The sequence below is a fragment of the Microcystis sp. MC19 genome, from assembly GCF_003019735.1.
Taxonomy (GTDB): domain Bacteria; phylum Cyanobacteriota; class Cyanobacteriia; order Cyanobacteriales; family Microcystaceae; genus Microcystis.
This window is the reverse complement of the sequence record NZ_CP020664.1, coordinates 1,970,577-1,991,967: the sequence shown is the minus strand read 5'-3', so window position 1 is coordinate 1,991,967 and position 21,391 is coordinate 1,970,577. Positions and strand designations below refer to the sequence as shown.

Below are 21,391 nucleotides of genomic sequence, written 5' to 3'. Positions count from 1 at the left end.
TCTTGACGACTCTATCGCTTAAATCGCGGGTTAACACGATCATCTTAACTCATTATTAAGCTGGTAGCCGTTAAACCAGCACTAATCAAAGCCTAAGTCTCCGAGAAAGTTAAGAAATGCCCAAAAGCGCCAATAGTTCTAATTTTAGCCACCCCCGGTACTTCTGTGGTGTAAATACTGAACACACCTAAATTTTGCCGTTGACTAGAGGTTTCGATCGCTGGTTTTAAGATTTGATTTTTGATCACATTTCTGGCTGCCACTGGCAAGGAATCGATCGAGTCACAGAGACTGATTTTCTCGCAAGCAATTTTGTCGGCATGAGCGAGGAGTTTTTCGGCGGCGTATTCGCTGTAAAGTTCTTGGGGGGGATTGGTAAATCCCATAATCCCCGCTATTACCCCCAGGGCGATCGCTCCCTTGAAGAAATTACCCCCCATAGCTACTTAGCTCCTTGATTTTGTCTTCTCACTCTAATTTTGACAAGACATTTTCGATCCGGCTAGGGGGCAGTGTTAATTTCTTAAACCAATACCGGGTGCATAGCACTCTAGTACATTTCCTGTGAGACTGCAGCTAATTAACAGATAATCACAGTGAGAACAGGCGGTGCTAACGAGATGGTGTTCTAAAATATGCTGTCTTTCGGCAAAATTTCCACAATTAGGACAGCGCACTTGTTGCAGGGTGATCATAGCAAACCTCATTAATTAGTTATCTTCTGTATATCAAGCTAGTTTTTCTTGATCCCAATCGGTTTAAGTCTATTTTTTCCTTGATCCCCATTATGAACTCGATCATCTGATCTTGCTAGTAATTTTTACTAAACTTTGCAATTTTTCTGGAAAATTTTAATAATTTCTTTCTGGTGTTTTTTACCTTGATCGGATAGGTATCGGTAATTTTGGGGAAGAGAAAACCAGAAAGTGAACTATTGATCCCTTACTGCTATAATTACGGCTGAGATTATTGATTATCCTATGAAGTACGCTCTGGTTCACGAGTGGTTAACCCCAAAGGCGACGGGGGGATCGGAATTAGTGGTTAGGGAGATTTTACAATGTCTAGAGGCGGATTTATACGCTTTGATCGATTTTGAGTCCACTAATCCCGATAGTTATCTCTATGGTCGCTCGATCGGGACAACTTTTCTGCAAAATTTCCCGAAAGCGAGAAATGGCGTACAAAAATACTTACCTTTTCTTCCCCTAGCGATCGAGCAGTTAAATTTAGAGGATTATGATGTGATTTTATCCTCCTCCCATTGTGTGGCTAAAGGGGTTTTAATACGACCGGATCAGGTGCACATTTGTTATTGTCACACTCCGATGCGTTATGCTTGGGATTTAACTTTTGACTATCTGGCTAATAGTAAGTTAGGACAGGGATTACCCGGTATTTTCACCCGTTATCTTTTGCATGGTTTGCGTCAGTGGGATGTGATTTCTGCTAATCGTGTGGACTATTTTCTGGCTAATTCCCACCACACCGCTAGACGAATTTGGCGCTGTTATCGACGGGAGGCAAAAGTTATTTATCCTCCCGTACAAATTGAGCGTTTTCCCTACCAAGAGAAAAAAGAAGATTTTTATTTAGTAGTATCTCGTTTGGTTAGTTATAAAAAAGTCCCTTTAATTGTGGAGGCATTTAATCAATTGGGATTACCCCTAGTGGTTATTGGAGATGGTCCCCAGATGGCTTTAATCCGACATTTAGCAAGGGATAACATTCAGATTTTAGGGGCAGTGTCCGATCGAATGGTAGCAGAATATATGTCGAAAGCAAAAGCGTTTATTTATGCTGCTTGTGAGGATTTTGGTATTGCTTTAGTGGAAGCGCAAGCTTGTGGTACTCCCGTGATTGCATTTGCTGCCGGAGGTGCTTTAGAAACCGTGCGAGATCTGCGGGAAAATTCTCCCCAGGGAACAGGATTACTTTTTGGGGAACAAAATCCCCAATCTTTGGTAGAAGCAGTTAAATATTTTGTTGATCACGCTGATAAAATTGCTCCAGAAAATTGTCGGCAACAGGCTAATAGATTTACTCCTGAAATCTTTCAAAGTAACTATAGTTTATTTGTCGAGGAACATTCAATCTCTAAAATTTATTGCTAAATTTAATGATAGCCTTTATCTTAAGGGAGAGCTAGGAGGTTTTCGTTTTAGGGAGTCAGTCATCGGTCGTCGATAACAAATTAGGTTACAATTTATTTTGATGAGAAACGTTGTATTTCCTCAATGGTGGGAGTGCATCACCTGCGCTCAAAATGTAATAATATTATGGATATTTCTCGAAAGTAGATATCTAGCCAACGCTGATAGCTTACCGTGGTGATTGTGATGACAGAAAAGCGAGGATTATAGCCGTGCCTTGGAATCGAGTTAATCAATGGGTAGAAAGACGCTCTTTAGTGGCCTTAGAATCAGCTTATCAGAGAGCGCTGAAAATTAAAGCGATCGAAGATAAACATTTTGGGGGACAAAAAATTTCCCCGGCTGCCGTGGGAGGAAAAAGTGTTTATGATTACTTTCAAAGTACCCTAGAGCGAGAATTATTACAGATACGTCTCGATTTAACTCAAGTGCGTCTGGGTAATTTTATCAATCCGCAAACTAACCCAGAAAATAATAACATCCTAGAGACTTTAAAGGCGATCGAGGATATTATCGGTAAATATCGCCTAGACTTAGGGGAATTGCTGCCCCCATTACCGAATAATCAAACCCCAAATCTGCCTAATACCAATCTCACCGATGATAAACCCAGGGATAAAGATAACCAGATAATTTCTCCTGCAACTGGTAATAAATTTTTTAACTTCCAGCAAGAATTAACCCCCGAATACGAACAAACCGTTATTAAACAACTCCGTACCTTGCGACAACAGCAACGGATTGCTATTCGTTTTATCCTGATTATTATTTTAGTTCCTCTCTTGGTGCAGGTTATTAGTAGGAACTTTATTTTTAGCCCTGTTTTAAACTATTTTGGTGTGGATAGAGCGAAAATATCAGAAGTTTATATTTCTCAAGAAATTGGCGAAAAATATCTCAGGGAATTTGCTAGACTTCAAGAAATTGAAGAAATCAAGCACGTCTTAGGAGTAGCAAAAGTAGGGAATGAATCAGAAGAAACCTTTCGGGAACAGGTGCAAGAATTATTCAGAGAAGCTGGTTATGAAAGTCAAGATGGTTGGAAAAACTTACTATCGGATCTCACGGGATTAATAGCCTTTATTTCGATCTTAATTTTTGGTCGTCAACAATTGGCAATTACGCGAGCTTATGTTAGTCGTTATTTTCTCAGCTTAAATGATATCACCAAAGCCTTTATTTTTATTCTCTTTACCGATATATTTGTCGGTTTTCATTCGGCGGAGGGTTGGACGGTAATCTTAGAAACTTTGTTCCGGCACTTTGGTTGGCGCGAGAATATTACATTTATTAGCTTGTTTGTGGCCACTGTTCCCGTTATCCTAGATACCATCTTTAAACTATTAATATTTAATTATCTGACTCGTAAATCTCCCACCGCCGCAACTATCCTAGAAAAGATGAACCAGTAACGCCCTATGATCCTTAGTATTGCCGATACCTTCATTAAAAGACCCGTTCTGACCACAGTTTGCTCGATTTTAATCGTTTTGATCGGAGCGATCGCTGTTCCCTTTTTACCCCTAGAAAAACTGCCCCAGTTGGCATTTATTCAGGTAGCGGTAAATGCCAACTATTTGGGAACCGATGCCAAAACCGTACAGGATAACGTTACCACGGTACTCGATCGCCAGATTAACGGGACAGAACAGATTGTTTATATGCAGTCCCAGAGTACCAATACTGGACAGAGTACGGTGAATGTCTTTTTCCCGGTGGAAATGGATCGGAACATTGCCCAAGTGTTGGTACAAAACCGTGTCAGTACCGCCGCCGCTAGTTTACCGGAAGAAGTGAACCGGCAGGGGGTGACAACCAATACCCAATCCCCCAGCGTTACCCTTGCCTACGGGATTTCCGCCAAACCGGACGAAAAGGGTAATTATCCCTACGATACGGTCTTTTTAAGTAACTTTGTTGACCGAGTCATCGATGCTGAGATTCGCCGGATCGAGGGGGTTGGTAGTACAACAATCATCGGGGAAAGGGAATACGCCCTGCGTTTTTGGCTTAATCCCGATGCTTTAGCCGCTAGGGGTGTATCGGCGGAACAAGTAGTACAGGCGATCCGAGAACAGAATATTCAGGTGGGTGCGGGGACAATTGGCGGTGATCCCAGTCCCGAAGAGCAGCAATTCCAGATCGCCATTCGCGCCGTTGGTAGGGTTGCCACCGGGGAGGAAGCGGAAAATATCGTCGTCAAAGTCGGGGAAAATGGCGATTTAATCCGAATTAAAGACGTAGGACGCGCAGAAATCGGAGCCGAAAGCTACAGTACCGCCGCCTATTTCGACAAATCCCCCGCCGTTGTCTATATCGTCTATCAGTTGCCCGGTTCCAACGCTTGGAATACTGCCAAACTGGTAAAAGAAAAAATGGCGGAACTAGAACCAAGTTTCCCCCCGGGGTTAAATATCGCCATTACCCTCGATAATACCGCCTTTGTCGCCGCTTCCCTGGAAGAAGCCTTTAGCACTCTGGTGGAGGCGATTTTACTGGTTATTCTCGTCATTTTTATCTTCCTTCAGGATTGGCGCACCACGATCATTCCGGCGATCGCTATTCCCGTATCTTTGATCGGAACCATGGCCGTCGCCCTGGCTTTAGGCTATTCTCTCAATAACCTCTCCTTGTTTGCCGTCATTCTAGCCACCGGTTTAGTGGTGGACGACGGCATCGTGATCGTAGAAGCGGTATCGGAAAAATTACGGCAGGGAATGCGGCCATTTCAAGCTGCCCTCGATGCCATGGGTGAGTTAACCTCGGCGGTGATCGCCAGTTCTCTTGTACTGCTGGCAGTTTTTATTCCCGTCACCTTCTTCCCCGGTACGGTGGGGATCGTTTATCGACAATTTGCCGTCATCATCTCCGCTTCAATTATCATCTCCACCTTTAACGCCCTCAGTTTTTCCCCCACCATGTCGGCGATTATCATGAAACCGCCCCAAGGCACCCGCGGACCCTTGGGACTGTTTTTCGAGGGCTTTAATCGAGGTTTCAACGCAGTTAAAGAAGGCTATCGACGCTCGATCGAATTTCTGATCCGCATCCGTTTTTTAGTGTTACCCTTCTTTATCGCCGCCCTCTTTCTCACAGCTTGGAGTTATAGCACCACTCCCCAGGGTTTTATCCCCGAAGAAGACCAAGGTTATGCCTTCGTTTTGGTGCAAGCACCCCCCGGGGTTTCCCTGCGCTACACCGACCAGGTTATCCGTCAGATTAACGAAGAAATTCTCGACGGTATCGAAGAAATCGAACACTTTGTCGGTATGGCGGGCTTTAGTTTTGCCGGAAGTGGCAGCAACCAAGGGCTATTTTTTGTCAAGTTAAAAGAATGGTCGGAACGGCCCGGGGAAGATAAGTCGGTTTTCGGGGTTCTGCGGAAAATTAACCAACAATTAGCCACTAAAGTCCCAGATGCTCGCGCTTTCGCCGTTAATGCGCCCCCCGTGGATGGATTAAGTTCTACCGGCGGTTTCGAGTTATTTATCCAAAACCGCGCTTCTTTCCCCATGGACGCTTTGATTGCCAACGCTAATAACGTCATGGCCGAGGCCCGAACAAGACCAGAATTATCGGGAATTTTCACCCAATTTACCACCGACACGCCGATGCTGGAACTTTCCATCAATCGCAACCAGCTACAGGCGCAAAACGTCGATATGCAGGCCGTTTTCGGTACCCTGCAAACCTATCTCGGTTCCAACTTCGTCAATCAATTCGTCTTAGGCGATCGCTTGTATCGAGTCTTTGCCCAAGCAGAAGCGGATTATCGCTCTAATCCTGAAGATATTAACCGTCTTTACGTCCGTTCCCGTACCGGGGCCAATATTCCCCTATCGGGTTTGGTTAGCGTCAAACGCTTCACCTATCCACCGATTATCACTAACTTTAACCTCTATCCCTCGATTAACGTTCAGGGTAGTCCCGCCCCCGGTTTTAGTACGGGACAGGCGATCGCAGTGATGGAAGATGTTTGTCGGAAAGTCCTGCAGCCCGGTTTCGGTTACGCTTGGACGGGTACAGCTTTCCAAGAAAAAACTTCCGCCGGGGCTGCCCCAGTTATCTTCGGATTAGCCTTTATTGTGGTTTTCCTCGTCCTTGCGGCCCAGTACGAAAGCTATATCGACCCGATTATCATCATGATTACGGTTCCCCTAGCGATCCTAGGTGCCATGGGGGCCTTACTGTTGCGGGCGAATTTCCTACAAGTGGGTAGTCTGTTCCCGGCGGTGAATAATAATATCTATGCTCAGGTGGCTTTGGTCATGTTGATCGGTTTAGCGGCTAAAAATGCGATTTTAATCGTGGAATTCGCTAACCAGTCCCGTACTTTGGGTTTAAGTATTCCCGATGCGGCAGCCCGGGCCTCGACGGAACGCTTAAGACCGATTCTGATGACGGCTATTTCCGGTTTAGTCGGTTTCTTGCCCTTGGTTATCGCTTCCGGCGCCGGGGCGATGAGTCGTTGGTCCCTGGGAACTGCAATCCTAGGCGGTTATCTGATTTCCACGGTGTTGAGTTTATTTCTCGTCCCGGTGTTGTATGTGCTGATCAAACAGTTCGAGGCCCGATTCCTCTCCTCGAAACCCCCGAAAAGTGGCGGTTCTGGCAATAGTAAAACTCCTTCTCTCGGTGGCGAAAGAAATACATCAGAAACCCCCATAGAAGAAGGGGCTATTTCCTCTTTGAAAATCTCTCCTCAGTCCCCGAATGACTAGGGTGTTAGGAGACTTTTTCAGTGATCAGTAATCAGTAATCAGTAAACAGTAATCACTGAAAAGAAAAAAGAAAGCCCCGCAATTGCCACTTAATACTGATAACTGATAACTGATAACTGATAACTGATAACTGATAACTGATAACTGATAACTGATAACTGATAACTGATAACTGATAACTGATAACTGATAACTGATAACTGATAACTGAAAATAATGAGTCTAGAATCTACTGCTAACGAGGCGATCGCTCATAATTTAGAGCAATTCCTGCTAGTTTTGACCATTTCCTTGAGTGTCGCCACTTTATCGAGAACCGTTGCCTTCCTCCGCAAAATTCCCTACACCCTGCTGTTAGTTATTGTCGGTATGGGTTTAGCTTTTTTAGATTTGCGTCTAGTTAATCTTTCCCCGGAATTAATTCTGGAAATTTTTCTGCCTCCCCTCCTTTTTGAAGCCGCTTGGAATATTCCTTGGGCTAAATTAAAGGAATATTGGGTTACTATCGTCCTTTTTGCCGTTATCGGGGTGATTATCTCCGTTTTGGGAGTCGCCTATCCCCTACATATTTTTGCCAATTTACCCCTATCGATCGCTTTTCTGTTGGGTGCTGCCCTAGCTGCCACCGATCCCGTCTCTGTGATTGCCCTATTTAAAGAATTGGGGGCCAGTAAAAAACTGACGATCCTGATGGAAGGGGAAAGTCTCTTTAATGATGGGGTCGCTGTGGTGGCTTTTGTCCTCTTGGTGGGGATTCCCTTGGGAGTCGATACCTTTTCCGTCCCCGTGACGATCGCTCGATTCTGCACCTTTGTGGGGATTGGCATCGGTGTGGGTTGCGTGATCGGTTTCGGCATTTCCTACCTTACCCAACGCTTCGATCTGCCTTTTGTGGAACAGTCTCTCACCCTAGTTTCTGCCTATGGAACCTATCTCGTCACGGAAAAATTAGGCGGATCCGGTGTGATTGGGGTGGTAATTGTCGGGATTATTCTCGGTAATCTCGGTTCGCGCATTGGTATGAGTCCCCGCACGCGCCTGGTAGTTAGCGAATTTTGGGAATTTATCGCCTTTTTTGTCAATTCCATCATCTTTTTACTGATCGGTGATCAAACTCGTTTTGAGAGTCTCGGCAGTCACTTAACCGGGATTTTAATAGCGATCGCCGCTATGGTGGTTTCCCGTCTGTTCTCAATTTTTGGACTAGGGGGAATTAGTAACCTAATTACGGGTAATAGGATCAGTTTCAAGGAAAGAACGGTGTTATGGTGGGGAGGATTGCGCGGTTCGGTTTCGATCGCCCTAGCGTTAAGTGTTCCTACCTCTATCCCCTACCGTCAAGAAATTATTGACGTGGTTTTTGGGGTGGTTTTATTTACTTTATTGGTGCAAGGATTATCTATACAATGGCTGTTAAATGCCCTCAATCTTATTGGTGATCAACCGATTCGCACCGAATATTCGGCCTTAATTGCTCGTCAGATTGCTTTAACTAGGGTGTCTAATTATCTACAACAACCAGAACGTTTTCCCGATATCGATCCCGAATTTTATCGCGACAAAAAAACTCTGGTGGAAGGACAATTAAAGTCCTTGGGCGATCAGTTGCAAAAATTACTACAGGAAAACCCACAATTAAAAGACGTGGTGGCCGAACAATTTCAAGATACTTTACTTGATATCGAAGCTAATACCTACGCAGAACTAATTCGAGCCGGTCGTTTAAATGAAAATCTCGTTCCCCTTTTAGTCGAGGTAGAAAAAGAAAAAGAGATGGTTTAATCATAGATTTCTGGCAAAAATCCAAAATCTTCGGATCTCTTATTCTTTGTGTGATGAGTTTAACTCACATAGGCTCGATCGATCTTTGTGTCCTCTGTGTCTCTGTGGTTCCTTCCACTCCCTCGCCAGCAGGACTGTATCTTAGAATACATTTTACCCACCAAATCCAAAAGAGCCGATATTTTGATTCAATAGCTCCTCGATAACTTAATTTTGCAGAGCAAGTCATGGAAAATCAAAGAATTTTTGCTAAAAATTGCTGAGTTCGATCGGATTGAGGATTATTAAAAAATTCTGCTGGGGGGGCAATTTCCAAAATTAAACCCTGATCCATAAATACCACTCGATCGGCCACTTCTCGCGCAAATCCTACCTCGTGGGTGACACAAACCATGGTCATCCCCGATTTGGCTAAACTTTGCATTGTTTCCAAGACTTCTCGCACCATTTCTGGGTCTAAAGCTGAGGTGGGTTCATCGAATAACATCACCTTCGGCTGCATGGCCAAAGCGCGAACGATCGCCACCCGCTGCTGTTGTCCTCCCGATAACTGAGGGGGATATTTAAGCGCTTGTTCGAGAATACCAACTTTTTCGAGGAGTTTTCTCGCTATTTCCTCCGCTTGCGCTTTTTTCCAACCGCGCACCCACATCGGACCGAGGGTGACATTATCTAATACCGTCAGATGGGGAAATAGGTTAAATTGTTGAAAAACCATGCCAACTTCCTGACGGATTGCCTCGATATTTTTGAGGTTGTGGGACACAGTTATTCCGTCAATAATAATGCGGCCTTTTTGATAGGATTCTAACCCGTTAAAAGTGCGGATAAAGGTGGATTTTCCCGAACCAGACGGACCCATAATCACGACCACTTCCTGTTTATTCACAGTGAGATTGACTCCCCGCAAAGCATGAAAGCGGTTATCATACCATTTTTCCACAGCTTCGGCAATTATAATCGGTTCACTGTTGTGAGAGTCCATATTTTTGAGAGTTTATTGATTATCTGTATCGGGAAACCACTGTTTCTCAAGAATTTGTGTCAGAGAGTAGGGACAAATTATCGGTAAATTTTTTAATCCTGTCTTTTTTTCGGCAATTAAGCGGGCATTTTCATAGATATTCTCTAACTCTAGTTCTAGAAATTTGCTTAAATTGGTGGTGAGCTTATCTTCTAATTGTACTCGAACAGGGATAATCTCTGCCGCCCAATGATTACTATTTCTTTCTTTTTCTGTTGTCCAAAATTGATAAATTAGGAGATGGATTATTATTTGTAAACTTAAACTTTTAACAGCAGTTTTTTCGCTTCGTCCCAAAGCTGCCAACTCCTCGATTAAATGTTCGTAATCTACCCGATCGAACTGACGATTTTTTAATAACTCGATCGTCTCGCTTAACCAGCGATCATACTCCCGTTCATAAAGCTGTTCTAAAGCAAGCATTATCTTTGATCAAATGGCGACATAAGAAAAATAACCCGTTCCTAGAAATGATAGCACAAAATATCCGGATGGCACTGGATTAGTGTAAATATTTGTGAATCAATGATGATGACAGTAAAAAATGCTTGACCCTGATGTAAAAAAAAGGTTAAATTATGGTTAGGCTGAGAACCCACACATCCTAGATAATGAGGCTATCATGGAAATCGATAAACTCAAAGAAATTGCTCAAAAAGTTGAAACCTCTCGTTCTCAAATCCAAAACGAACAGGCAACCAAAACAGCTTTTATTATGCCTTTTTTGCAAGCATGGGGTTACGATGTGTTCAATCCCATGGAAGTTCACCCCGAATATAGTGCCGATTTAACTGGATTAAAAGGAGAAAAAGTAGATTATGCTATTTGTTTGGACAATCAACCGATTATTTTGATGGAATGTAAAAGCTGTCATCAAAATCTTGAGCATCCTAAACATAGTTCCCAACTGCATCGATATTTTAATGCAACTGGAGCTAACTTTGGAGTTTTAACTAATGGGATTATCTATCGGTTTTATACGGATATCGTCAAGGATAATATCATGGACAATAAGCCATTTTTTGAGTTTAACATTCTCGACTTTGACGACTCTTCTGTTAACGAATTAAAACGTTTTTCTAAATCTAGCACTAGCACATCTGACTTCAATTCTGGCAAAATAAAAGAGGCTGCTCGCAATTTATTGTACACCAAAGAAGTTAAAAAAGTGATTGCCCAGCAATTAAATGATCCTTCCCCCGAATTTGTTAAGTTTTTTGTTAGTCATGTGTATTCTGGAGTGAGAACTGCATTAGTTGTTGAAAAATTCACAGAAATTATTAAGCGTTCTCTCAAAGAGTATATCAATGATATCATCAAAAAAACTGGACAAAATCCTCCTGATATACCAGCAGAAGATCCTCCACCAGAAGAACCAGAGGAACCTGGAATTAATCCCGAAAAACTGGAAGTATTTTACATTATTAAATCAATTCTACGGGAAGAAATCAATACCGCACGCATTCAATTTAAAGATACTAGAAGTTATTTTGGTATCAACTTAGATGGAAAAGTAACCAAAACAGTCTGTCGTCTGTGGTTCAAAAAAACTGGCAAGAAATCAATCAGTATTCCCGATAACGTCGAAACTGGTAAAAAAGCAACCACGAATATAGACAGTCTTGATGAAATTTATGGAGTCGCTGAATTTCTGAAATCTCGCATCCGCTATCTGACTCAAGATACTTAGAGAAGCAGGTGAGAAAAAACATAAAGTATCTAAAATAATTATTCCTTATCCCTTTAATGACCGATAGGGGTTTTCAATGATATAATTTTTAGTAATCGCTAACTATGCAAAATTTTATCTAGGGATAGAAAGTTACGGTTAAGTAAGTGGTCATGAAAAGGAGACAGGAGATAGAACATTATAATAAAAGTTTTCTCTCCAGTTAAGGTCAAAAAATTCTAGCTGGGAGTTATCTAAGTGTGATCAAGCTTGACACAGTCAAATTAAGGTGTTACCATATTGGGCATGATTTGTGCAGATGTTAAAATTTTTGTTTTGCGGTAGTCTATGAATTTAACAAGTTTACCAATGTCTCTTGATGAGGTGCCTTTACCTAGTTCTTTGCCGCCAGTTATTTTAACAGTTTTTACTCGTTCCGACCTACTCAAGGAAGTTTTAAGTATCTTCTGGTTTCTGTGTGGAAACGAGGTTTATACTGATAGTTTCTTCCACAAAATAGTCCTAAAAGTATTGCCCAGTAAGCATTTAACCTTACATAAGCAAAAATTATCACACAAAGTCGAGAAGATCCGTTTTAAAGGGTTTAACCCAACAGATTCTATCTGCGTCGCCTAGAATTTGTGAAGCTATTTATGGCTCACTCCCCCTTTAGTTTGAAAAGAGCTCGCCGTCGCCTAGGTTTATAGTTTAGTAGATACTTAATAGAAAATATGAATAGCTCTAGAAAATTTCTGATTTGTAAAGGTTCCTCTGGCATGGGAAACCGAATTCTGGCCGCCTGTGGTGCAATAATCTATAGTGAAATTAGTAATCGCCAGTTAGTTATTGATTGGCGGGATAATACTTATTGTCATGACGATATCAACTCCTTCCCTCTATTTTTTAACTGTCCAAAGACCGTTTCAGTAGAATCTATACCTGATACCAAGTCTGTCTATCCTGAGATATGGATTGATAAGTTAGATCAATCTTTTGGTGGACTAAGAAAAGATTTAAGGATTTCGGATCAATCTATGTCGGTTGAATTATCTAGAACAAATTATGAGAGTGAGATTCTGGTTTTCTGTGCCTATACTCATAAAATCAACCAGATGAGACAACTCTTTCATGGGAAGTTCGATTACTTGGCAAAAATGGATGATCGTACTATTATCAAACAGGTATTAAACTCTCATCTAAGCCTGAAACCTGAAATTGTTCAGTCTATCGAAGATTTCCGATCATCTTACTTTGGAGTGAATACCCTAGGCGTTCATGTTAGATATACAGACATGAAGATTCCTTTAGATAAGCTAATTACTAATACTAAAAAAATCAACAAAAACAATAAATTTAACAGCATTTTCTTGGCGACAGATTCTCAAGAAGTTGTTGAAAAATTTCAAGAGGAGTTCCCAAATATTATCACCACACCAAAATGGTTTCCACCATCGGGAGAAAGAATGCACCAGAACTGGGATCAATGTCCTGATCGCGTTCAAAATGGCATAGAAGCATTAATGGATATGTATTTGTTAGCCAGTTGTAATGATTTGATTTTTTCTTCACAGTCCTCCTTTGGTTTAGTGGCATCAATCCTAAGTAAAGCCAGTAAACAACATCTCCACGATGTTAATTCTTCTTCATTCATTGAAAAAGTCAAAGCGAAAATTAGAGGTATTGCAAAATAGTTTGTACGAGCAATTAACCCGAACCAACCTTAATGATGTCTATGCCATGGCAAACTTGGGGAGTTACCAACTAATGCTTAATTCTTTCAATCGCCTTTTCTCGCCTTTAGTATCTAGCGTTTTAATTACCATAATTATCTCCAGTTGTCAAGGTGCAAATGTATTAACTTCGGCGAATAATTCCCAGAGAAATCAATGGCAAAAAGTGACCGTAATCGAGGGTTTAGAGCATCCCTGGTCGATGGTTTGGCTACCTAACCGGGAAATCCTCATCACAGAGCGTCCCGGTCGTTTAAGAGTGGTTAGAGAGGGCAAATTAGAACCAAAAGCCATCGCTGGAGTTCCCGAAGTTTTTGCCGTCGGACAAGGAGGATTGCTCGATGTGGCAATTCATCCCCAATTTGCCCAAAATCGCTGGATTTATCTAACTTATGCCCACGGAGACCAGGAGGCTAATCGTACCCGCGTCGCTCGTGCGGTTTATGATGGTGCAAGTTTGCGAGATGTGCGGGTTATTTTTGAAGTTTCCCAGGCAAAAACTGGCTCTCAACACTTCGGTTCGCGGTTATTATGGCTACCGGATGGCACTTTATTGGTAGCGATTGGGGACGGGGGCAATCCTCCCCTACAATTAGCGGGGGATTTAATTAGAAAACAGTCCCAAAATCGGCAAAGTCATTTAGGTAAAATTATCCGCATCAATGACGATGGTTCTATACCGAAAGATAATCCTTTTGCGGGTTCTAAAATTTGGAGTTATGGCCATCGGAATATTCAAGGAATCAGCTTTGATCCGATGACTAGAAGAGTCTGGGCAACAGAACACGGAGCGAAAGGAGGGGATGAATTAAATTTAATTGAAAAAGGTAAAAATTATGGTTGGCCAGTGGTTTCTGCTAGTCAAGAGTACGGCACTAATACCCCGGTTTCCCGCGAAAAATCTCGCCCCGGTATGATCGATCCGAAAACAATTTGGACACCTGCGATCGCTCCTTCGGGATTGGTCTTTTATACCAGTAATCGTTTTCCTGATTGGCAGGGAAATTTATTCGCCGGTGGTTTAGTTTCCAGGGATATTCGCCGTCTGTCAGTGAATAAATCCGGTGAAATTATCAATCAAGAAGCGATTCCCATCGGTCAGAGGGTGCGGGATGTGCGTCAAGGTCCTGATGGATTTTTATACCTGCTCACCGATGAAGGTAACGGCCAATTAATTCGCCTTGAACCGCCATCTAATTTGTAAAAGTTCACAGAAATTATTATGGAAACCTTGAAGATTTTTTAGCGACTTCTAGTATAGTTATGTTTGTACGGGAGCAAGCACTCGATTTATGAAGAAAATTTTACAGTTAGTGGGACTGGGTTGCATATTACCTATGTTCCTCGCCAGTGCAAGTTTAGCGGAAACAGTGGTGGAAAAAGTGGCTCGCACGGGATTTTTGACCGTAGGAACCCGTTTTGATGCGATTCCCTACTCCTACATCAATGATAAGGGGGAATTAGTCGGCTATTCTATGGATGTGTTGGAACGAATTAGAAAACGATTGCAAACTCGTCTCGGTCGTCCCGTCACCCTGCAAATGGTGGAAGCGAACCAACCCGGAGAGAAAATTAATCTCATTCGTAGCGGGGACATCGATATCGCCTGTAGTACGGCTTTTACTTGGGAAAGGGCGAAAGTGGTCGATTTTTCCATCAGTTACAGCATTTCTGGGATTAGGATTTTAGCCAAAAAGGGTAGCAATCTCTCCACTCCTCAATCCCTAATCGGTAAACGGATCGCCTTGGTTCCCACTTCTGCGGCCGTGGATGTGATTAAATTAGTACAACCGCAGGCAACAATTGTTACTACCTACAGCACCGTAGAAGAAGCGATCGAAGCTTTAAAAACTGGTAAAATTGACGCAATAGCGGGGGATAGCATTTCTTTAGCGGGAACAATCCTCAGAGATAACCCTCAAGCTTACGAAATCGTCCCCGAAGAAGCTCTAGCTAATTTTGGCATTGCTTGCATGGTTCCTGAAAATAACTCTACTTTTTTGGATGATGTCAACTATGCCATTGTTAAAATGATGCAGGATTACATCACCAATGATACGGCCACCGTTAGTCAAATCGATCGCTGGTTCGGTAGTCAAGGCATGGTTCCCATCCCCCCAGAATTATTAAAGGGGTTTTTTGCCTTCAAAGTTATCGAACACGCCCAAATTAATCCCCAAGAAGCCAAATAGGAGCAGAAATTCAGGTGAATATCAGCAATAAAACCGGTTTAGTCGGCTTTCTTCTCGCTTTATCTGCCTTCGGTCTGACTAGCACTGCCCAGGCTGCCTCAGAGGAGGCTAATCCCATTGAAGCGCGTTTAAGTCGTCTATCTAGCGCTGTACGCGAACGAGTTAACCAACTGCCAGAAGGTACTGCCGACCCTAGTTTACAAGCTTTAGGCTGGGGAGATGGTGGCAATCGCGGTTGGGGGAATAGTCGTGCCGGTGGTTGGGTAGATGGTCGCGGTGGTAGTTTCGTTAATGCGCGGCCTTGGCGCAATGGTTGGTCTGACGGTGGTGGTTTCTTTAATTCCCGACCGCGCTGGGGTAATGGTGGCGGTTTCTTAAATCGTTGGTAAGTAAGGTTGGGTGAGGGGATAACTTTATCCTCGTCCCCACCCTGGTTTGACGATGAAATCTCGGGTTATTATTTTGAGGCTGAAAGACTCCATCAAGGCGAAAGGGAAGTTGTTTGACTTCCACTGAGTCAAAGCGGTAGTTATTATGGATAAGTAGCTAGACACAATTGATTGCACATATCTAACTAGGGTTTATAACTGGGAAAATCGATATAACCTTCCTTGTCAAAAGAATACCAATCTTTCATCTCAGCATCGGGATTAAGGGGCCAATTATTGGCGAATCTTTCCACCAAATCGGGATTACTGATATAGGGGCGACCGAAAGCAATTAAATCCGCATCTCCTAACTTAATAGCGGCTTCAGCAGTTTCTTTTGTATAACCACAATTGCCGATTAAAGCACTATTAAAAACAGCCCGAAACTCGGATAAAAGCATCGGTTGACCCTTTTCATGAAAACCAAAAGCCAAGCCATCTAGCAGATGCAAATAAGCTAAATTGTACTCATTTAATCTTTGGGCAACATAGAGAAAAGTTTCTCGAAAATCCTCGGAACCCATGTCATTATAAACCCCATTGGGAGACAGACGCACCCCCACCCGATGACTGGGAAAAACAGTTAAAATTGCCTCGACTACTTCCTGTAAAAAACGATAGCGATTTTCTAAACTGCCACCGTATTTATCCTGACGCTGATTAGTGGCCGATTGTAGAAAAGTATCGATTAAATAACCATTAGCCCCATGGATTTCTATGCCATCAAACCCCGCTAATTTTGCCCTCTGAGCGGCTTGGCGGTAATCGGCGACAATTGTGGGGATTTCCTCGGTTTCTAAGGCTCTAGGGGTCTCGTAGGGCTGTTTACCTATGGGTGTGTACGACTCCCCCTTAATCCTAATTGCGGAAGGGGCAACGGGTAAAGCCCGATTTTCCTGAAAACTAGGATGAGAAGCGCGACCACAGTGCCACAATTGACAAAAAAGTGGTGTTCCTTTTCTTTGGGCGATTTTTGTCACCATTTGCCATGCTTGCGCTTGTTCATCGGTGTAGATACCGGGGGTATTTTGCCAACCGTTAGCTTGGGGAGAAATTACCGTCGCTTCCGTAATCATTAATCCCGCGCTGGCCCTTTGCCGGTAATACTCGGCCATTATCTCATTGGCCAGACGTTTTTCTCCGGCTCGCGCTCGCGTCATGGGAGCAAGCACAAGACGATTTTCTAAGTTTAAATCTCCCAATTTAAATTGACTTAAAAGAGCTAGGGAAGTAGTGAAGGCAGTCATCGAATTTGCCGATAGAGAATTTAGGTTAATTTTACCGCAATTAGTTAAAACCAGACAATCGCACCCGAAGATGATTGACTGTCTATCTGCGAGATTGTCCCTCTCCTAAGGGAGGAGAATTAATCGGACAAATAGCTGAATATAATTGATTTTGGTCATAAATTTGACTATAATTACCAGTTATTTAATTTATTTATTGTCGAAAATTAAAGAGACATAAACTATATTTTTTATAGTTGATTTATGATAAATTTCTTGGTAATTTTGGGATCATAAATATTGCTTAAATCTCAAGAGATAGGAACCTAAACTATCCAATCGGCCAAATAATACTACAGATCGATCTATCCCAAATTATGTATGAGGGAACTACCCCCATTCCATCACCTCCTTGACCATTTCTCTCAAGTCATCCTTCTTGGTTTTTCCCTGCCGCTTGTCATAAAGACGAAAATTAATAGGAGAAAATTTTTTGTCCATGTCGGTATAAAATTGTCTAACTACGCTTATGTTTACCTGACCATAAATAGTCATGGTCGAGATGTCTAGTAACTCGTGTTTTACCGATAAAACAGACTGACTAGGGACTGAAACCTCTACTATTCGGAGCTTGCGAATTTTAAGAGGGTTTGTCAGAATCAGGATTTTTTAGCAAACCTACCCAAAAATACCCAAAAGAGGCAAACAGCCTCTACATTGCGTTGATAAAAATGGTAAAACACGGGTTTTTAGCAAGCATCGTGCATTCAATTGTGCTAATCTCCAAAAAATAGCTATTTTTTCACAATTTATTTAGAACTAATTTATGAGTAAAAAAAAAGTCTTGATCGACTTGGGCTTTGTGGCTAGTATGTAAAGCATCTAGCTTCTTCATTGGAGACACCTGAATGAAAGCCCTATTACTGTGGCCGCTGATGCCCAACTCCTTTTGGTCCTATCAAGAGACTTTAGATCTAGCCGGTTTAAGATCAACCAATCCGCCCCTGGGTTTGATTACGGTGGCAGCCCTATTGCCATCGGATTGGGAAATCCGGTTTGTTGATCGCAATGTCCGATTAGAAACGGCTTCCGATTGGGAGTGGTGCGATTTGGTCATCATCTCCGCCATGATCATTCAGAAAAAGGACTTTCAAGAATTGATTGCCAAAGGGTTGCAGTTGGGTAAAAAAGTGGCTGTGGGCGGGCCTTACCCCACCTCCTATCCAGAAGTTGCCCAAAAAGCTGGAGCAGATTACCTGATTCTGGATGAAGGAGAACTGACAATCCCGCTGTTCCTGGCGGCCCTGGAGCGGGGTGAACCGAGTGGTGTCTTTAGAGCCAGTGAGAAACCCGATGTCACCATGACACCGATCGCCCGCTATGATCTACTAGATCTGGATGCCTATCTGGCGATTACCGTGCAGTTTTCTCGCGGTTGCCCCTTTCAATGCGAATTTTGTGACATCATCAACCTCTATGGCCGCAAACCTCGCACCAAAACCCCAGAACAAATGTTGGCTGAGTTGGAGACGTTATACCAACTGGGCTGGAGGCGCTACATTTTTGTTGTCGATGACAACTTCATTGGCAATAAGCGGAATGCCAAGGTGTTTCTGCGGGAGTTGATCCCCTGGATGGAACAACACCAGTATCCCTTTAAACTGATTACGGAAGCTTCCCTTAATCTGGCCGAAGACAGCGAACTGATTGAGTTAATGGTCAAGGCCGGCTTTGTGCTGGTGTTTATGGGGATTGAGACACCAGATACCGATAGCTTAATGGGCATTAACAAGGTTCAAAACACCCGCCAATCCCTGATCGAATCCTGTCACAAAATTACCCGCATGGGGCTGCAGATTATGTCTGGCTTCATTATCGGTTTTGACAATGAGAAATCTGGCGCAGGGCAGCGGATCAAAGATTTTATTATGGAGGCGAGTATTCCCCAGGGGCAGTTTAGCCTGCTCCAGGCACTGCAAAATACTGCCCTGTGGAATCGCCTGCAACGGGAAGGTCGTCTGGTGGATGGCATGGGTACTTTCCATCAGGGAGCGATGATGAACTTTGAGCCAACTCGCCCGGTGGAAGAGATTACCGAAGAATACATCGATGCTTTCTGGGAAATCTACGAGCCTGTTAACTACCTGAAACGAACCTTCAACCATTTCATGATGATGGGGGGATGGCGCGGCAAATCGAACCGTAAATTAGATTGGCAACAGTGGCAATTGTTCCGTTCCTTGCTCTGGCGGCAGGGGATTGTCCGACCGACGCGGTTCCGTTTCTGGTGGCAACTGGCGGTGATTGCTTGGGTCAAGCCCCGTCTGCTAGAAGAGTATCTAGCGACCCTAGGGATAGGTGAGCATTTTTTTGCCTATCGCTATGAAGTAAGAGAACAATTGCTAAAACAACTAGCCGATTTGAAGCAACAGAAAGCAAGGATGACAGAAGCTGGCCCTTTAAATCCACCGATAGCGGCATAAACTAAACTTATACCAATATGGGTGGTGGCTCATTTGATCGCAGAGATTTTGGCAAATTTTCCTTTTTAGGATGGTTTTCCTGAGTTGAGATTCTCCCCCCTTACTTAAAGTAAGGGGGAAAAAAAATCAATTGGCACGCTGTTCAATCAACAGTTGGTAAGCATGATTAAAATCAGCCGTTGTAATGCGAATCTCAGTTGGGTCAGTCATTCCCTGATGACGATAACGACGAATTGCCATCAGTGCCGCTTGGTTACATAATAACGCTAAATCTGCGCCATTCCAGCCTTCGGTTGCCTCGGCCCAATGGCCTAAATCCACATCCTCTAAAGGACGTTCATCATTATGGACCCCCAGAATTGCTAAACGACTAGAGGCATTCGGTAAATCAACTTTTAACTGTAAATCCAAACGTCCCGCTCGCAATAAGGCTGGATCTAAGGCATCTGGGCGATTAGTGGCTCCAATCACTAAAATCGTTGCCCCCGTTTGCAACCCATCTAACTCCGTGAGGATTTGTCCCACAACCCGGTCACTCACTCCCGAATCCCCACTATAACGACCTCTTGCCGGCGCTAAAGTATCAATTTCATCAATAAAAACCACACAAGGGGCTGCCTGACGAGCTTTGGCAAACAACTCACGCACCGCCTGTTCACTGGCCCCCACCCATTTACTCAAAAGCTCAGGTCCATTAATACTAATAAAATTAGCTCGCGCCTGAGATGCAACCGCTTTGGCCAATAAGGTTTTTCCCGTTCCAGGGGGACCCCAAAGTAAAATACCTTTGGGAGCTTGGGCTTTGGTTTGCGTATATAATTGCGGATGGAGTAATGCCCCTTCCACAGACTCCTGTAGGGTTTGTTTAATCTGTTCAAGTCCGCCAATATTGTCCCAGGCCACATGGGGAGATTCCACCTCCACAGAGCGCAATACCGCCGGTTTAACTTCTTTAAGGGCTTGCAAAAAGTCGGCTTGGACTACCGTCATTGTTTCTGGAATTCGCGAGTCAATCGTAGGAACCTGGCGCCGCAAAGCACTATAGGCCGCTTTCTGGCAAACGGCTTTTAAATCTGACCCGACAAATCCCACCGCATTATCGGCAATCAGATCTAAGGAAACTGATTCATCTAGGGGCATGGAACGGGTGAGAATTTGCAGGATTTCTAAACGGCCCTTGCGGTCAGGCACCCGAAAGAGGACTTCTCGGTCAAACCGTCCGGGGCGACGGAGGGCGGGGTCAAGATGGTCGGGACGGTTTGTCGCCGCTAGAACAATCACCCCCTGGCTTTGGGCAAAGCCATCCATTAAACCGAGCAATTGGGCCACCAGTCTTTTTTCGACTTCCCCTTCAACTTTACTGCGGTCGGGTGCCATGCTATCAATTTCGTCAATAAAAACGATACAAGGCGCATTCTTACTGGCTTTCTCAAAAATTCCCCGCAGTTTTTGCTCAGCCTCCCCATAATATTTGCTGATCACCTCTGGTCCGACTAAGGCAATATAGTTAACACCGAGTTCTTCGGCCAAAGCACGGGCAGTCAGGGTTTTACCGGTTCCAGGGGGGCCGACTAAGAGAACGCCGCGAGTGGGTTCAAGTCCTAACTTGGCCAATAAGTCGGGGCGTTTCAGAGGAATGGCAATTAGTTCCTTGAGTTCTTTAATCACTTCCGTCAAGCCACCAACATCTTTCAGGGAAGCCGTGGTCGGTCCTTCGGGTGGTGTCACACTGTCTTCAACCCCTGAATCGGTGGGGGTATCGCGATTGCGATTCACCTCAAAATCATCCCCACCAGAATTGCTCGGGCGAGAAACTCCCCCTGAACGGGGAATACCGCCAGCACGGGGGATGTTACTCAAGGAACGAGAGTTAAACTGCACTTCGGTTTTAATTTCCCCTTTTTCCAGTTTTTCCTCTAAGGTTTTAGCCAGTTCGACTAATTGCTCAAAGCCTTTGAATAGTTCTACCATAAAATTTCTCCT

General features: G+C 43.6%; 17 protein-coding genes and 1 pseudogene. 11 read left to right on the top strand and 7 right to left on the bottom strand.

What is annotated here, in order from left to right:
* Positions 1-92: 92 nt before the first annotated feature.
* Together B5D77_RS10110 and B5D77_RS10105 are read right to left on the bottom strand one after the other, a co-directional pair.
* Positions 93-440, bottom strand: a complete 348-nt coding sequence (locus B5D77_RS10110; protein WP_002737573.1) for a DUF4359 domain-containing protein — start codon at positions 438-440, stop codon at positions 93-95.
* Positions 441-515: 75 nt separating this feature from the next.
* On the bottom strand, positions 516-695 hold the full coding sequence (locus tag B5D77_RS10105; protein WP_002800600.1) for a hypothetical protein: 180 nt from the start codon (positions 693-695) through the stop codon (positions 516-518).
* Between the two features lie 285 nt (positions 696-980).
* Here B5D77_RS10105 and B5D77_RS10100 point away from each other — a divergent pair, with 285 nt between their 5' ends.
* The 4 genes from B5D77_RS10100 (at position 981) to B5D77_RS10085 (ending at position 8,656) form a co-directional block, all read left to right on the top strand.
* Complete coding sequence (locus B5D77_RS10100) at positions 981-2,114, top strand: glycosyltransferase (protein WP_106908764.1); 1,134 nt, start codon at positions 981-983, stop codon at positions 2,112-2,114.
* A 251-nt stretch (positions 2,115-2,365) separates the two neighbouring features.
* Positions 2,366-3,565: a hypothetical protein gene (locus B5D77_RS10095; protein WP_008204851.1), complete on the top strand. Its 1,200-nt coding sequence runs from the start codon at positions 2,366-2,368 to the stop codon at positions 3,563-3,565.
* 6 nt (positions 3,566-3,571) lie between these two features.
* Positions 3,572-6,874 carry an efflux RND transporter permease subunit gene (locus tag B5D77_RS10090; protein ID WP_106908763.1) on the top strand — a complete coding sequence of 1,101 codons (3,303 nt, stop codon included), beginning with the start codon at positions 3,572-3,574 and terminating at the stop codon, positions 6,872-6,874.
* A 216-nt stretch (positions 6,875-7,090) separates the two neighbouring features.
* Complete coding sequence (locus tag B5D77_RS10085) at positions 7,091-8,656, top strand: sodium:proton antiporter (protein ID WP_106908762.1); 1,566 nt, start codon at positions 7,091-7,093, stop codon at positions 8,654-8,656.
* A 235-nt stretch (positions 8,657-8,891) separates the two neighbouring features.
* On the opposite strand, the gene B5D77_RS10080 is transcribed toward B5D77_RS10085, so the two are convergent.
* Together B5D77_RS10080 and B5D77_RS10075 are read right to left on the bottom strand one after the other, a co-directional pair.
* Positions 8,892-9,641, bottom strand: coding sequence for an amino acid ABC transporter ATP-binding protein (locus B5D77_RS10080; RefSeq protein WP_002784428.1), 750 nt, complete (start codon positions 9,639-9,641; stop codon positions 8,892-8,894).
* A 12-nt stretch (positions 9,642-9,653) separates the two neighbouring features.
* Positions 9,654-10,103: a DUF29 domain-containing protein gene (locus tag B5D77_RS10075; protein ID WP_008204861.1), complete on the bottom strand. Its 450-nt coding sequence runs from the start codon at positions 10,101-10,103 to the stop codon at positions 9,654-9,656.
* A gap of 199 nt (positions 10,104-10,302) precedes the next feature.
* On the opposite strand from B5D77_RS10075, the gene B5D77_RS10070 reads away from it, so the two are divergent.
* From B5D77_RS10070 to grrA, 6 genes are all read left to right on the top strand, one after another.
* Positions 10,303-11,370, top strand: coding sequence for a type I restriction endonuclease (locus tag B5D77_RS10070; protein WP_106908761.1), 1,068 nt, complete (start codon positions 10,303-10,305; stop codon positions 11,368-11,370).
* A gap of 327 nt (positions 11,371-11,697) precedes the next feature.
* A complete protein-coding gene (locus tag B5D77_RS10065) occupies positions 11,698-11,985 on the top strand; it encodes a hypothetical protein (RefSeq protein ID WP_008204865.1) in 288 nt (95 codons plus the stop codon).
* A 95-nt stretch (positions 11,986-12,080) separates the two neighbouring features.
* The gene (locus B5D77_RS10060) at positions 12,081-13,040 is read left to right on the top strand and encodes a NodZ family protein (RefSeq protein ID WP_106908760.1); all 960 of its coding nucleotides are present in this window, start codon (positions 12,081-12,083) and stop codon (positions 13,038-13,040) included.
* A gap of 73 nt (positions 13,041-13,113) precedes the next feature.
* Positions 13,114-14,283, top strand: a complete 1,170-nt coding sequence (locus B5D77_RS10055; protein ID WP_106909988.1) for a PQQ-dependent sugar dehydrogenase — start codon at positions 13,114-13,116, stop codon at positions 14,281-14,283.
* A gap of 88 nt (positions 14,284-14,371) precedes the next feature.
* Positions 14,372-15,271, top strand: a complete 900-nt coding sequence (gene grrP / locus B5D77_RS10050; RefSeq protein WP_008204870.1) for an extracellular substrate binding-like orphan protein GrrP — start codon at positions 14,372-14,374, stop codon at positions 15,269-15,271.
* 14 nt (positions 15,272-15,285) lie between these two features.
* On the top strand, positions 15,286-15,660 hold the full coding sequence (gene grrA, locus B5D77_RS10045) for a GrrA/OscA1 family cyclophane-containing rSAM-modified RiPP (RefSeq protein WP_008204872.1): 375 nt from the start codon (positions 15,286-15,288) through the stop codon (positions 15,658-15,660).
* Here grrA and B5D77_RS28050 read toward each other — a convergent pair.
* Positions 15,623-15,805 (bottom strand): annotated as a pseudogene (locus tag B5D77_RS28050) (DUF2887 domain-containing protein); the annotation flags it as partial. The gene grrA and the pseudogene B5D77_RS28050 overlap by 38 nt on opposite strands.
* Positions 15,806-15,845: 40 nt before the next feature.
* Positions 15,846-16,946, bottom strand: a complete 1,101-nt coding sequence (locus tag B5D77_RS10035; protein ID WP_008204874.1) for an alkene reductase — start codon at positions 16,944-16,946, stop codon at positions 15,846-15,848.
* A gap of 887 nt (positions 16,947-17,833) precedes the next feature.
* On the opposite strand from B5D77_RS10035, the gene B5D77_RS10030 reads away from it, so the two are divergent.
* On the top strand, positions 17,834-19,408 hold the full coding sequence (locus B5D77_RS10030; protein ID WP_008204878.1) for a B12-binding domain-containing radical SAM protein: 1,575 nt from the start codon (positions 17,834-17,836) through the stop codon (positions 19,406-19,408).
* A gap of 126 nt (positions 19,409-19,534) precedes the next feature.
* On the opposite strand, the gene B5D77_RS10025 is transcribed toward B5D77_RS10030, so the two are convergent.
* On the bottom strand, positions 19,535-21,379 hold the full coding sequence (locus B5D77_RS10025) for an AAA family ATPase (protein WP_008204880.1): 1,845 nt from the start codon (positions 21,377-21,379) through the stop codon (positions 19,535-19,537).
* Positions 21,380-21,391 lie beyond the last annotated feature (12 nt).

Bases quoted from the DNA above. Each gene is read 5' to 3' on its own strand.
- B5D77_RS10110 (WP_002737573.1), bottom strand. From the start codon at position 440: ATGGGGGGTAATTTCTTCAAGGGAGCGATCGCCCTGGGGGTAATAGCG.
- B5D77_RS10105 (WP_002800600.1), bottom strand. From the start codon at position 695: ATGATCACCCTGCAACAAGTGCGCTGTCCTAATTGTGGAAATTTTGCC.
- B5D77_RS10100 (WP_106908764.1), top strand. From the start codon at position 981: ATGAAGTACGCTCTGGTTCACGAGTGGTTAACCCCAAAGGCGACGGGG.
- B5D77_RS10090 (WP_106908763.1), top strand. From the start codon at position 3,572: ATGATCCTTAGTATTGCCGATACCTTCATTAAAAGACCCGTTCTGACC.
- B5D77_RS10085 (WP_106908762.1), top strand. From the start codon at position 7,091: ATGAGTCTAGAATCTACTGCTAACGAGGCGATCGCTCATAATTTAGAG.
- B5D77_RS10080 (WP_002784428.1), bottom strand. From the start codon at position 9,641: ATGGACTCTCACAACAGTGAACCGATTATAATTGCCGAAGCTGTGGAA.
- B5D77_RS10075 (WP_008204861.1), bottom strand. From the start codon at position 10,103: ATGCTTGCTTTAGAACAGCTTTATGAACGGGAGTATGATCGCTGGTTA.
- B5D77_RS10070 (WP_106908761.1), top strand. From the start codon at position 10,303: ATGGAAATCGATAAACTCAAAGAAATTGCTCAAAAAGTTGAAACCTCT.
- B5D77_RS10065 (WP_008204865.1), top strand. From the start codon at position 11,698: ATGAATTTAACAAGTTTACCAATGTCTCTTGATGAGGTGCCTTTACCT.
- B5D77_RS10060 (WP_106908760.1), top strand. From the start codon at position 12,081: ATGAATAGCTCTAGAAAATTTCTGATTTGTAAAGGTTCCTCTGGCATG.
- B5D77_RS10055 (WP_106909988.1), top strand. From the start codon at position 13,114: ATGCTTAATTCTTTCAATCGCCTTTTCTCGCCTTTAGTATCTAGCGTT.
- grrP (WP_008204870.1), top strand. From the start codon at position 14,372: ATGAAGAAAATTTTACAGTTAGTGGGACTGGGTTGCATATTACCTATG.
- B5D77_RS10035 (WP_008204874.1), bottom strand. From the start codon at position 16,946: ATGACTGCCTTCACTACTTCCCTAGCTCTTTTAAGTCAATTTAAATTG.
- B5D77_RS10030 (WP_008204878.1), top strand. From the start codon at position 17,834: ATGAAAGCCCTATTACTGTGGCCGCTGATGCCCAACTCCTTTTGGTCC.
- B5D77_RS10025 (WP_008204880.1), bottom strand. From the start codon at position 21,379: ATGGTAGAACTATTCAAAGGCTTTGAGCAATTAGTCGAACTGGCTAAA.